The following is a 10,968-nucleotide window of genomic DNA, read 5'->3' as shown; positions in this document are numbered from 1 at the left end:
CTGCCCGAGGCGCTGACCCGCTTCGGTCTCAGCGAAGCCATGCTCAGCCCTGCGCGCCTAGGCAGCCCGGATGCAGGCCGGGAATAAACCCGACGCCCGTCGCAGATCGCATCCGCAGCCGGGGGCGGCGCCGGCGCGTCCTGATGACTCCCCCGGCGCTTTGCGGCACACTCGTCGCGCCGACCCAGGAGCCCACCGCATGACGCCCCGCCCCGCCGCCGACCTCGACAACTACCGCGCCATCGCCGACGCCATCGCCACCCTGTTCTTCCCCCATGCCGAGGTGGTGCTGCACGACCTGCGCACGCAGAAGATCGACCATATCGCCAACAACATCTCCAAGCGCGCGGTGGGCGATGACGCCGCCCTCGAAGACATGCTCGACGACGCCGGCGACGCGCGCAACATCGGCCCCTACGAGAAGCTCAACTGGGACGGGCAGAAGATCCGCTCGGTCAGCAGCGTGCTGCGCGATGCCGGCGGCAAGCCGGTCGCGCTGCTGTGCATCAACCTCAATATTTCGCTGTTCGAGAGCGCCCGTCAGGCACTCGACCTGTTCCTCTCGGCGAACAAGCTGATCCCCCAGCCCGACGCGCTGTTTCGCGACGACTGGCAGGAACGTATCAACACCTTCCTCCACGCCTGGCTGCGCCAGCGCCAGCTCGGCCTCAACCTGCTGACCCGCGAGCACAAGCGCGAACTGGTCGAGGCGCTGCACGCCGAAGGCGCGTTCAAGGGCAAGAGCGCCGCCAACTACGTGGCCAACGTGCTGAACATGGGCCGGGCGACGGTGTACAAGCACCTCAAGGAAATCAAGGGCGAGGGCTAGCCCCATGGTTCTGCGTGAGCCGGCCGTGCGGCTGCTGCAAGGCCTTGGCATCCCCCTCAGCGCCGGCCTGTTCATCGGCCTGCTCACCGGCGAACTCCGCCATGACCGGCTGTGGCTGGAATGGCCTCTGACACTCGAACCCGGCAGCCATCCAGCCAGCGAGGTGCTGTTCGCCTCGCTACCCGGCCTGCTGTTGTTCTTCGCCTGCTCCGCACTGGGTCTGCTGCGTCGTCACGGCGGCCCGGCACTGATCGCGACCTTTGTCGCGGCAGCCGCACTGGCAGCCTACTGCTGCGCCGTGGCGTTCGCGCCATCCTTCGGCAACACCTGGGCGCCGGGGGAAATCTTCCGCGAGCTGTACCTCGCCCACTGGCAACTGTGGGTCCTGTCGCTGATACCGGGGCTGCTCCTGGTGTTGCTGTTGCAAGCACCTTGGCCGCATACCCCATAGCCCCGCCGGCAAGCGCCGGCGGGGGCTCGCCGCGTCACTTCTGGCTGTAGCTCTGGATCAGGTTGGCGTAGGCCGGCAGGTGCCCGCCGAGGATGCCGCCGAAGCCCTCGATGTCGTTGCGCCAGTCGCGGTGCAGTTCGCAGCCGACGCTGAACCAGTTGAGCATCTGCGCGCCGGCATGGGCCATGCGCATCAGCGCGGCATCGCGCACGCTGGTATTGAAGGTGCCCGAAGCATCGGTGACGACGAAGACCTCATAGCCGGCCTCCAGCGCCGACAGGGTCGGGAAGGCGACGCAGACGTCGGTGACCACCCCGGCGATGATCAGCTGCTTGCGCCCGGTGGCTTCGATGGCCTTGACGAAGTCGGCGTTGTCCCAGGCGTTGATCTGCCCCGGCCGGGCGATATAGGGAGCATCGGGGAACATGGCCTTGAGCTCGGGCACGATCGGACCGTTGGGGCCGTTCTCGAAGCTGGTGGTGAGGATGGTCGGCAGGTTGAAGAACTTGGCGATATCGGCCAGCGCCAGCACGTTGTTCTTGAACTCGTCCGGCGAGTAGTCACGCACCAGCGAGAGCAGGCCGGCCTGGTGGTCGACCAGCAGCACGACGGCATCGTCCTTGTTCAGACGCTTGTAGGTAAAAGACATGGCGTAGCCTCCATTGGCAGTGAGCGAATCAACCCGTAGTGGGGGATTTCAAGCGTAGCCGCCAGCGCAACGTTCCACCTCCCGCCACCCGGCGAAATGGCTTTTCGCTTTGAACGAACAATCACCTGCGGCGACCAGGCGTTATGCTGAGCGGCATCCCGAATCCCCCGCACGGTCGTTCCATGAAACTGGATATTCAAGAAATCGAAACCTTCCTGCGCGTCGCCGAACTCGGCAGCGTCAGCCTCGCCGCCCAGCAGCTGGGGGTGGCCAAGTCGGTCGTCAGCAAGCGTCTCAGCGACCTGGAACGCAACCTGGGCGCCCGGCTGCTGTTTCGCTCCACGCGCAAGGTGGCGCCGACCGACAGCGGCCAGCGCTTCTATCACCAGGCCAAGGCCGCGCTGGCCGAACTGCAGAGCGCCGCCGAGGCGGTGGCCTTCGAGGATGGCAGCCTGGCCGGCAGCCTGCGCATTCTTGCGCCGATGAGCTTTGGCACCTTGTGGCTGGCGCCGCGGCTGGCTGAGTTCATGCGCCAGCATCCGCAGCTGGAACTGGCCCTGCAGCTGGACGACCGCGTCAGCGACTTCGAGCGCGAAGGCTACGATCTGTGCCTGCGCATCTCGCGCCTGCACGACAGCGCCCTGATCGCCCGGCGCCTCGGCAGCAGCCCGCGGGTGGTGTGCTGCAGCCCGGACTACATCCGCGAGCATGGCGCGCCCGAGCGCCTGGAGCAGCTGCTCGAACACCCCTGCATCGGCTACTGCAACCTGAGCGCCGGGCAGTTGTGGTCGTTCGACGATCCGGCTGACCCGCAGCGCCCACTGACCCTGGCGGCCGGCGGGCGCTTCACCAGCAACAACGGCGAGGCCATGCGCGACGCGGCCCTGGCCGGCCTGGGCGTGGCGGTGCTGCCGCGCTTCATCGTGCAGCGCGACCTGCAGGCTGGCAGGCTGGTGCAGGTGCTGGCCGAGATCAGGCCCACCGACGATCAGATCCACGCCCTGTATCCGCGTGCGCGGCGTGCCTCGCCCAAGGTCCAGGCGCTGTGCGACTTCCTGCAGCAGGCGCTGGCGCTGGAGAGCTGGGCGGGGCCGTAGCGAGTGGCTTTAGGGTGGCGGCGAAGTAGAAAGCTGGTGCGCACGGCGCACCCCACGCACGTCATGCAACGAGACGGCCTCTAGAACAGGCCCAGCTGCCCGTCCACCAACCGCTCGAAATCGCCGCCGACGAAGGGCAGGATGGCGTCGGCCACCGGCTTGAGCTGGCGGCTCAGGTAGTGCTCGTAGTCGATGGGCGACAGCAGGCGTTCCAGCGGTTGCGGCCCGGTGGTGGTGATCAGGTAGCTGATCCAGCCGCCGCGCTGGTACTGCAGCGGCCGGCCGAGGCGCTGGTTATGTTCGTCGGCGCTGCGTGCGGCGCGCACGTGCGGTGGCACGTTGCGCTGGTAATCGTCGAGGCGCCGGCGCAGGCGTTTGCGATAGACCAGCAGCTCGTCCAGCTCGCCGGCCAGGGTGCGTTTGACGTAGTCGCGCACGTAGTCCGCATAGGGCTGACCGGCGAACACCAGGCGGTACAGCTCCTGCTGAAAGCGCTGAGCCAGCGGCGACCAGTCGCTGCGCACCGTCTCCAGCCCCTTGAACACCATGCGTTCGCTGCCATCCGCCGCCCGCACCAGGCCGGCGTAGCGCTTCTTGCTGCCCTCCTCGGTGCCGCGAATGGTGGGCATGAGAAAGCGCCGGTAATGGGTCTCGAACTGCAGTTCCAAAGCGCTGGTCAGGCCGTACTCGCTGGCGAGGTGCTCGCGCCACCAGGCATTGACCCTGGCTACCAGGGCGCGGCCGATCTGCGCCGCCTCGGCCTCGTCGTGGGCGCGGCCGAGCCAGACGAAGGTGGAGTCGGTGTCGCCGTAGATCACCGCATGGCCCTCGGCCTCGATCAGCTCGCGGGTGCGACGCATGATCTGGTGCCCGCGCAGGGTGATGGACGAGGCCAGGCGTGGGTCGAAGAAGCGGCAGCCACTGGAGCCGAGCACGCCGTAGAAGGCGTTCATGATGATCTTCAGCGCCTGCGACAGCGCGGCGTTGCCGTCGCGCTTGGCCGCATCGCGCCCCTGCCACACCCGCTCGACGATGGCCGGCAGACAGTGCCGGCTGCGCGAGAAGCGCGCGCCGCGAAAGCCTTCCACCGAATGCTCGTCGTCCGGCTGCTGCAGCCCCTCCACCAGCCCCACCGGGTCGATCAGGAAGCTGCGGATGATCGACGGATACAGGCTCTTGTAATCCAGCACCAGCACCGAGTCGTACAGGCCGGGGCGCGAATCCATGACGAAACCGCCGGGGCTGTTCTCGCCACGGATGTCGCCGAGATTCGGCGCGACGAAGCCCAGGCGGTGCATCGGCGGCAGGTACAGGTGGGTGAAGGCCGCCACCGAGCCGCCACTGCGATCGGCGGCCAGGCCGGTGACGCTGGAGCGCTCGAGGAGGAAGGCGAGCAGGTCGGTGTGGGCGAAGATGCGCGTGACCAGCTCGCAGTCCTTGAGGTTGTAGCGCGCCAGCGCCGGCTTGTCCTCGTCGAACATGCGCTGGATCTCGTCCATCCGCGCATAGGGCGTGTCGATGGCCTTGCCCTCGCCGAGCAGGGTCTGCGCCACCGACTCCAGGCTGAACGAGGGGAAGCTCCAGGTCGCCGAGCGCAGCGCCTCGATGCCGTCGATGATCAGCCGCCCGGCCGCCTCGGCGAAGTAGTGCTGGCTGCTGTTGTGCTGGCGCCAGCCCATCACGTCGCCGCCCCGCCCCAGGCGCAGGGGCACCTTGAGTTGCTCGGCATGATCGCGCAGCACGCGCAGGTCGAACTGCACCAGGTTCCAGCCGATGATGGCGTCGGGATCGAAGCGCGCCAGCCAGTCATTCAGCCGTTCCAGCAGGGCCTTGCGGCTGTCGCAGTACTCCAGGTCGAAATCCACGCCGCCGGCATCGCCGTTGGCCGGCCCGAGCATGTACACCTGGCGCTGGCCGCAGCCTTCCAGGGCGATGGAATACAGCTCGCCGCGGGCGCTGGTCTCGATATCCAGCGACACCAGACGCAGCGCCGGGCGGTAATCGGCAGCGGCCTTGAGCGACTTGCAGAGCAGGCTGCCGTCCTGCTGCTCGACGCCCTCGAAGCTGACGGCGGCGGTGATGAAGCGCTCCATCAGATAGCGATCCGGCGGGCGGATATCGGCTTCATAGACATCCACGCCGGCCTGGCGCAGCTTCTTCTCCAGCTGCAGCAGCTGGCGATACTGCTGGCAGTACAGCCCCAGCACCGGGCGCTGACTGAAGTCGCGCAGCGCCAGCTCGCGCAGCTCGGCGCCCTGCTCGCCGGCCAGCAACGGCTCGGCCCAGGCCCGCTGCTCGGCCGGAATAAAGGCCACCGACGGCTGAACCGGCAGGCGCACCTGTATCGGGCCGGCATCGGTCGCCAGCCAGAAGGCCACCTCGGTGCCCTGCGGCGTGTCGCGCCAATGGCGACTCAGAACGAAACCCTGCTGCACTGCCACCCGAACGACCTCGAAACTCGATAGCCGCGATTCTACGTGCCTGGCGCCAGCGGCGCGCCTCAATCGCTCGCCATCGCAGTGACGCACGCGCCCGAACGAGTTTCATGACCGGCGAATGATTCGCGTGGATTCCCATCACCGTTCCGGAAAATCGTGCTTGAATAGATCGGGTGCGAACCGCTCTACGAGGCACCATGCAAAGCCCATCCAGTTATCGGCGCAGCGCTCGATGCGCGCTGACCGAGCGTCACACCCCACCCCTTCAACCAGCCTCGAAAACCCATTTCGCATGAAAGCCTCCCTGCATCCCAGCCGCACCGTGGCGCTGCTGTTTCTCGCGGTCATCGTCGTCGGCACGCTGCTGCTCATGCTGCCGTACGCCAGTGCCGACGGTCAGTCCGCCAGCCTGCTCACTGCCGCCTTCACTGCGGTCTCCGCCGTCTGCGTCACCGGTCTGGTGGTGGTGGACACCGGCAGCTACTGGTCGACGTTCGGCCAGTGGGTGATCCTGCTGCTGTTCCAGTTCGGCGGCTTCGGCATGATGACCCTGGCCACCCTGCTCGGCCTGATGGTCAACCGCTCGTTTCGCCTGCGCACCAAGCTGGTGGCCCAGGTCGAGTCGCACTCGCTGGGTCTGGGCGATATCACCAGCGTGGCCAAGCTGGTGCTGGTGGTGACCCTGGGCATGGAGGCGCTGATCACCGCCCTGCTGACGCTCAGGCTGCACGTCGGCTACGGCCTGCCCTGGGACCAGGCGGCCTGGAGCGGGCTGTTCCATGCGGTGTCGGCGTTCAACAACGCCGGCTTCTCGATCCACGCCGACAGCCTGATGGGCTACGCCGGCGACAGCCTGATCCTGACTCCGGTGATGGCCGCCATCATCATCGGCGGCATCGGCTTTCCCGTGCTGCAGGACCTGCGCAACCGGCTGCGCGACCCGCGTCACTGGTCGCTGCACACCAAGCTCACCCTGAGCGGTACGGTGCTCCTGCTGCTGGGCGGTTTTCTCGTCATGCTGCTGGCCGAGTGGTCGAACCCGCGCACCCTCGGTGCCATGACGCTGGACGACAAGCTGCTATCGGCCGCCTTCGCCTCGGTCTCGGCACGTACCGCCGGCTTCAACTCCATCGATATCGGCGCGCTGACCCACGAGAGCTGGGCCGTTCACTACTTTCTGATGTTCATCGGCGGCGGCAGCGCCGGCACCGCCGGCGGCGTGAAGATCACCACGGTGGCCGTGCTGGTACTGCTGGTGGTTGCCGAGATTCGCGGCCGCAGCGACACCGAGGCCTTCGGTCGACGGGTCAGCGACTCGGCCCAGCGCCAGGCCATCACCGTGCTGGTGCTGGGCAGCGCCATGGTGGTGCTGGGCACCCTGGTGATCCTGCGCAATACCGAGATTCCCACCGATCAGGTCATATTCGAAGTGATCTCGGCCTTCGGCACCGTCGGCCTGTCCACCGGCATCACCGCGGATCTGCCGCCATCCAGTCAGTGGATGCTGACCCTGCTGATGTTCGCCGGCCGGGTCGGCACCATCACCCTGGCCACATCCCTGGCCCTGGGCGAGCACCGCATGCCCTACCGCTATCCAGAGGAGCACCCCATCGTTGGCTAACTTCCTGTTCACCGAGAAATTCGCCTTTTCCAAGGGCGACAGCGTGGTGGTGATCGGCCTGGGCCGCTTCGGCGGCTCGGTGGCCCACTCGCTGATGCGCCTGGGCCACGACGTCATGGGCATCGACTGTGACGCCGAGCCGGTACACGCCTGGGCCGACCTGCTGACCCATTGCGTGCAGGCCGACTCGACCAACGTCATGGTCCTGCGCCAGCTCGGCGTGGCCGACTTCAATCACGCCATCGTCGGCATCGGCACCGACCTGGCCGCCAGCCTGATGACCCTGATGGCGCTCACCGAGCTGGGCATTCAGGACATCTGGCTCAAGGCCCTGACCCCGGAGCACGGCAAGATCGCCGAGCGCATCGGCGCCCACCATGTGGTCTACCCGGAGGCGGACATGGGCGAGCGGGTGGCGCACCAGATCACCGGCCGGCTGATGGACTTCATCGAGTTCGAGGACGGCTTCGCCATCGCCAAGATCAAGGCGCCCGAGCTGAGCTTCAACAGCACCCTGGCCGAGGCCGGCATCCGCGAGAAGCACGGCATCACCGTGGTCGGGCTGAAACGCGCCAACCAGGACTTCCAGCATGCCACGCCGAGCACGCGGATCTTGCCCGGCGACCTGCTGATCGTCTCCGGCCCGACCCACCTGATCCAGAAGTTCGCCGGCCTGGCCAAGTAGCGCGCCCACCGCCGCGCCAGGCGGCGCTACAATGGCGCCTTTTGCGCAGAATGGCTCGATGAGCGACACACTTCCCTACGGCACCGGCGACGCCTCGTACCAGGCCGCCGGCGGTATCGATGGCCTGCGCCGCCTGGTCGACGACTTCTACCGGCTGATGGACGAACGCCCCGAGGCGGCCGCCCTGCGCGCCCTGCACCCGGCCTCCTTAAGTGCCTCGCGCGACAAGCTGGCGTGCTTTCTCAGTGGCTGGCTGGGCGGGCCAAGGCTGTTCGCCGAGAAGTACGGCAGCATCAGCATCCCCAGCTTCCATGCGCAGTGGCCGATCGACGAGGCCCTGGCCGAGAGCTGGCTGAGCTGCATGGCCGGCGCCATCGCCCTGCAGAACTATGCACCGGCCTTCGCCGACTACCTGCTGGCCCAATTGCGCGTGCCCGCCCAGCGCGCCGTGCAGGCCAGCCAGAACCGACACAAGAGTGGAAACCCGACATGAACAGCGAACTGATCGTCGAAGACCTGCAACCCGGCGACGGCAAGGCCGTGGTCAAGGGCGCCCTGATCACCACCCAGTACCGCGGCTGGCTGGAAGACGGCACAGAGTTCGACTCGTCCTTCTCGCGCGGCAAGCCGTTCCAGTGCGTGATCGGCACCGGCCGCGTGATCAAGGGCTGGGACCAGGGCCTGATGGGCATGCAGGTGGGCGGCAAGCGCAAGCTGTTCGTGCCCGCGCATCTGGGCTACGGCGAGCGCACCATGGGTTCGATACCGCCCAACTCCAACCTGATCTTCGAGATCGAATTGCTTGAAGTGCTGACCCGCGATGACTGAGGCCGCCCTCGCCACCCTGCGTGAGCATCTGCTGCAGGCGCTGGAGCGCCCTCCGGGCGCCGAAACCCGCCGCCTGTTCCACGGGCGCGGCCGCTGCTGGCCGGCGCTGGAGCAGATCACCGTCGACTGGCTGTCCGGCATCGTCCTGGTGATGCTGTTTCGCGAACCCTCCCCCGCGCTGCGGCCGCAGCTTCTGGAGCTGCTGCAGACGCCGCAGTGGCTGGCCAGCGGCGCACGCGGCCTGCTCGTCCAGCACCGCTACGTACAGGGCAGCGAGAGCGAGTGGCTGGCCGGCGAGCCGCAGGCGCAATGGCCGATCATAGAAGACGGGTTGCACTACCTGCTCGACCTGGGCAGCAAGCAGAACAGCGGGCTGTTCCTCGATATGCGTCTCGGGCGGCAATGGGTTCGGCAAGAGGCAGGCGGCAAGCGCGTACTGAATCTGTTCGCCTACACCTGCGGCTTCTCGGTGGCGGCCATCGCCGGCGGCGCCGAGCGGGTGGTCAACCTGGACATGGCACGCGCCGCGCTGTCACGCGGGCGTGAGAATCACCGACTGAACGGCCACGACCTGGGCCGGGTGGAGTTTCTCGGCCACGAGCTGTTCAAGTCCTGGGGCAAGGTGCGCAAGAGCGGGCCCTATGACCTGATCATCATCGACCCGCCAAGCTTTCAGAAGGGCAGCTTCGCCCTCCCCCAGGACTACCGCAAGATCCTCCGCCGCCTGCCAGAACTGCTCACCGAGCGCGGCACCGTGCTGGCCTGCGTCAACGATCCGGATGTCGGCCCGGACTTCCTGATTCAGGGCATGGCCGCAGAGGCGCCGCAGCTGCAGTTCGCGCGGCGCCTGGACAACCCGCCGGAGTTTCCCGATATCTCGGCCGAAAGCGGCCTGAAGGCGCTGGTGTTTCAGCTGTAGCCCGAGCGCAATCCAAGGGGGCTCCGAGGGCTCCCCCGGATTGCATCCAGGCTACGGGGCCTGGCGCCGGCCGAGCCGTAGGGTGCGCCGCGCGCACCGGCCATGGCCAGACGTCGCGCGGCCCGCTCAGTCGCCGTAGATATCGAAGCTGAAGTAGCGCTGCTGAATCTGCTGGTACTCGCCGCTGGCACGAATCGCGGCGATCGCGGCGTTGAGCTTGCCGAGCAGTTCGCTGTCGCCCTTGCGCACGGCAATCCCGGCGCCCTCGCCGAAGTAGGCCGGGTCGGTGAAGGACGGGCCGACGAAGGCGAAACCCTTGCCGTTGTCGGTCTTGAGGAAGCCCTCCTCCACCGGAATGGCGTCGGCCAGGGTGCCGTCCAGGCGCCCGGAGATCAGGTCCAGGTAGATTTCGTTCTGCGAGCTGTAGCGCACCACCTGCACGCCCTGGGCGGCCATCACCTCGCTGGCGAAACGATCGGTGGTGGTGGCGCGCTGCACGCCGATGCGCATGCCCTTGAGGTTGGCGAAGTCGGCGTCGACCGTGCTGCCTTCCTTCATCACCAGGCGCGCCGGGCTGTAGTAGTACTTGCCGGTGAAGTCCACCGACTTACGCCGCTCTTCGGTAATGGTCATGGACGAGAGAATGGCGTCGACCTTCTTCACCTTGAGCGAGGGGATCAGACCGTCGAACTCCTGCTCGACCCACTGGCACTGTACCTTCATCTCGGCGCACAGGGCGTTGCCGATGTCCACGTCGAAGCCGGCGATCTCGCCGCTGGCCTCCTTGTAGGCGAACGGCGGGTAGGCCGCCTCGATGCCCAGGCGCAGAGGCTTGTCGGCGGCGAACGGGCTGGAAGCCATCAGGCTCAGGGCGATGGCGCCCAGCCAGGCGATTTTCTTCATGGACGTGTCTCCTGCTGCGGAATGAACGAGCCCGCCGCGCGCGAAAAGGCAGCGGAACCCGGTGGAAAGGCGAAGGGGCAGAAGCAAGGCGCGCCGGCCCACGACGAATCGAAGGGCACGCGGCACGCGGAGGGGAATGGGGAGGACTGCATGGGTCGCTCTCACTTTGTACATTAAAGTCCACTCTGGACTTTAATGTACAAAGCGTCAACCCCTGCGCTCAAAGCCTGTTCAAAGTCTCGCGAGCCAGAGCAATGCAATACCGATGGCGGCCCCGCAAAAACAGGCGAGGAACGCTCGGAGTCGCGGGCGACTTTACGAGTTGTAAATGAGCATTACTCGCTGCGCTCGCCCTGCGGGCCGTCCTGCGGACGTTCGGTGACAAGTCACTGTCCGAGCCTGTTTTTAACGCAGCAGTGCCGACGCGCAGCAGACTTTGGGCAGGCTCTCAGCGCAACCCGAGGCGCTTCGCCAATCTACTGAGATTGGCCCGATCGATCCCCAGCTCGCGCGCGGCGTCGGCCCACTTGCCCTGGTGGCGCGCCAGG

At 67.0% G+C, this 10,968-nt stretch carries 12 protein-coding genes; 8 read left to right on the top strand and 4 right to left on the bottom strand.

The annotated features are described in order from the left end of the window. The first annotated feature begins 199 nt into the window (after nt 1-199). Entirely contained in the window at nt 200-829 is a 630-nt protein-coding gene (locus N7333_RS22380; protein ID WP_003246409.1) for a transcriptional regulator, read from the top strand. 4 nt (nt 830-833) lie between these two features. After that, nucleotides 834-1,280, top strand: a complete 447-nt coding sequence (locus N7333_RS22375; protein WP_129483890.1) for a hypothetical protein — start codon at nt 834-836, stop codon at nt 1,278-1,280. A gap of 34 nt (nt 1,281-1,314) precedes the next feature. Here the strand turns inward: N7333_RS22375 and ycaC are convergent, their stop codons facing one another. After that, on the bottom strand, nt 1,315-1,929 hold the full coding sequence (gene ycaC, locus N7333_RS22370) for an isochorismate family cysteine hydrolase YcaC (RefSeq protein ID WP_003246407.1): 615 nt from the start codon (nt 1,927-1,929) through the stop codon (nt 1,315-1,317). Nucleotides 1,930-2,111: 182 nt separating this feature from the next. On the opposite strand from ycaC, the gene N7333_RS22365 reads away from it, so the two are divergent. After that, a complete protein-coding gene (locus N7333_RS22365) occupies nt 2,112-3,026 on the top strand; it encodes a LysR family transcriptional regulator (RefSeq protein WP_230090043.1) in 915 nt (304 codons plus the stop codon). An 80-nt stretch (nt 3,027-3,106) separates the two neighbouring features. Here N7333_RS22365 and N7333_RS22360 read toward each other — a convergent pair whose 3' ends face one another. Further along, nucleotides 3,107-5,467 (bottom strand): DNA polymerase II, encoded by a 2,361-nt coding sequence (locus N7333_RS22360; RefSeq protein ID WP_279859404.1) that lies wholly within the window; start codon nt 5,465-5,467, stop codon nt 3,107-3,109. A gap of 289 nt (nt 5,468-5,756) precedes the next feature. Here N7333_RS22360 and N7333_RS22355 point away from each other — a divergent pair, with 289 nt between their 5' ends. From N7333_RS22355 to N7333_RS22335, 5 genes are read left to right on the top strand one after another with little or no spacing between them, the layout of a single operon-like run. After that, the gene (locus N7333_RS22355) at nt 5,757-7,085 is read left to right on the top strand and encodes a potassium transporter TrkG (RefSeq protein ID WP_003246401.1); all 1,329 of its coding nucleotides are present in this window, start codon (nt 5,757-5,759) and stop codon (nt 7,083-7,085) included. Beyond that, nucleotides 7,078-7,770 (top strand): TrkA family potassium uptake protein, encoded by a 693-nt coding sequence (locus N7333_RS22350; RefSeq protein WP_003246399.1) that lies wholly within the window; start codon nt 7,078-7,080, stop codon nt 7,768-7,770. Before N7333_RS22355 ends, N7333_RS22350 begins: the two co-directional genes overlap by 8 nt. 58 nt (nt 7,771-7,828) lie before the next feature. Continuing rightward, nucleotides 7,829-8,263 (top strand): group II truncated hemoglobin, encoded by a 435-nt coding sequence (locus tag N7333_RS22345; RefSeq protein ID WP_279859403.1) that lies wholly within the window; start codon nt 7,829-7,831, stop codon nt 8,261-8,263. Continuing rightward, nucleotides 8,260-8,598: an FKBP-type peptidyl-prolyl cis-trans isomerase gene (locus tag N7333_RS22340; RefSeq protein WP_148117517.1), complete on the top strand. Its 339-nt coding sequence runs from the start codon at nt 8,260-8,262 to the stop codon at nt 8,596-8,598. The genes N7333_RS22345 and N7333_RS22340 overlap by 4 nt, the downstream gene beginning before the upstream one ends. Next, the gene (locus tag N7333_RS22335) at nt 8,591-9,517 is read left to right on the top strand and encodes a class I SAM-dependent methyltransferase (RefSeq protein WP_279859402.1); all 927 of its coding nucleotides are present in this window, start codon (nt 8,591-8,593) and stop codon (nt 9,515-9,517) included. The genes N7333_RS22340 and N7333_RS22335 overlap by 8 nt, the downstream gene beginning before the upstream one ends. Before the next feature lie 126 nt (nt 9,518-9,643). Here the strand turns inward: N7333_RS22335 and N7333_RS22330 are convergent, their stop codons facing one another. Both N7333_RS22330 and N7333_RS22325 read right to left on the bottom strand, forming a co-directional pair. Next, nucleotides 9,644-10,420: an ABC transporter substrate-binding protein gene (locus N7333_RS22330; protein WP_279859401.1), complete on the bottom strand. Its 777-nt coding sequence runs from the start codon at nt 10,418-10,420 to the stop codon at nt 9,644-9,646. Nucleotides 10,421-10,868: 448 nt separating this feature from the next. Then, nucleotides 10,869-10,968, bottom strand: a 100-nt coding sequence (locus N7333_RS22325; protein ID WP_279859405.1) for a hypothetical protein, incomplete at its 5' end; no start/stop codon positions are given.

This window comes from Pseudomonas sp. GD04158, assembly GCF_029834875.1.
Lineage (GTDB): Bacteria > Pseudomonadota > Gammaproteobacteria > Pseudomonadales > Pseudomonadaceae > Aquipseudomonas > Aquipseudomonas hydrolytica.
This window is presented reverse-complemented; position numbering and strand designations above follow the sequence as displayed.

Excerpts from the sequence above, each read along its gene's own strand:
- N7333_RS22330 (WP_279859401.1), bottom strand. The coding sequence starts at position 10,420 with ATGAAGAAAATCGCCTGGCTGGGCGCCATCGCCCTGAGCCTGATGGCT.
- N7333_RS22365 (WP_230090043.1), top strand. The coding sequence starts at position 2,112 with ATGAAACTGGATATTCAAGAAATCGAAACCTTCCTGCGCGTCGCCGAA.
- N7333_RS22375 (WP_129483890.1), top strand. The coding sequence starts at position 834 with ATGGTTCTGCGTGAGCCGGCCGTGCGGCTGCTGCAAGGCCTTGGCATC.
- N7333_RS22345 (WP_279859403.1), top strand. The coding sequence starts at position 7,829 with ATGAGCGACACACTTCCCTACGGCACCGGCGACGCCTCGTACCAGGCC.
- N7333_RS22335 (WP_279859402.1), top strand. The coding sequence starts at position 8,591 with ATGACTGAGGCCGCCCTCGCCACCCTGCGTGAGCATCTGCTGCAGGCG.
- N7333_RS22355 (WP_003246401.1), top strand. The coding sequence starts at position 5,757 with ATGAAAGCCTCCCTGCATCCCAGCCGCACCGTGGCGCTGCTGTTTCTC.
- ycaC (WP_003246407.1), bottom strand. The coding sequence starts at position 1,929 with ATGTCTTTTACCTACAAGCGTCTGAACAAGGACGATGCCGTCGTGCTG.
- N7333_RS22340 (WP_148117517.1), top strand. The coding sequence starts at position 8,260 with ATGAACAGCGAACTGATCGTCGAAGACCTGCAACCCGGCGACGGCAAG.
- N7333_RS22380 (WP_003246409.1), top strand. The coding sequence starts at position 200 with ATGACGCCCCGCCCCGCCGCCGACCTCGACAACTACCGCGCCATCGCC.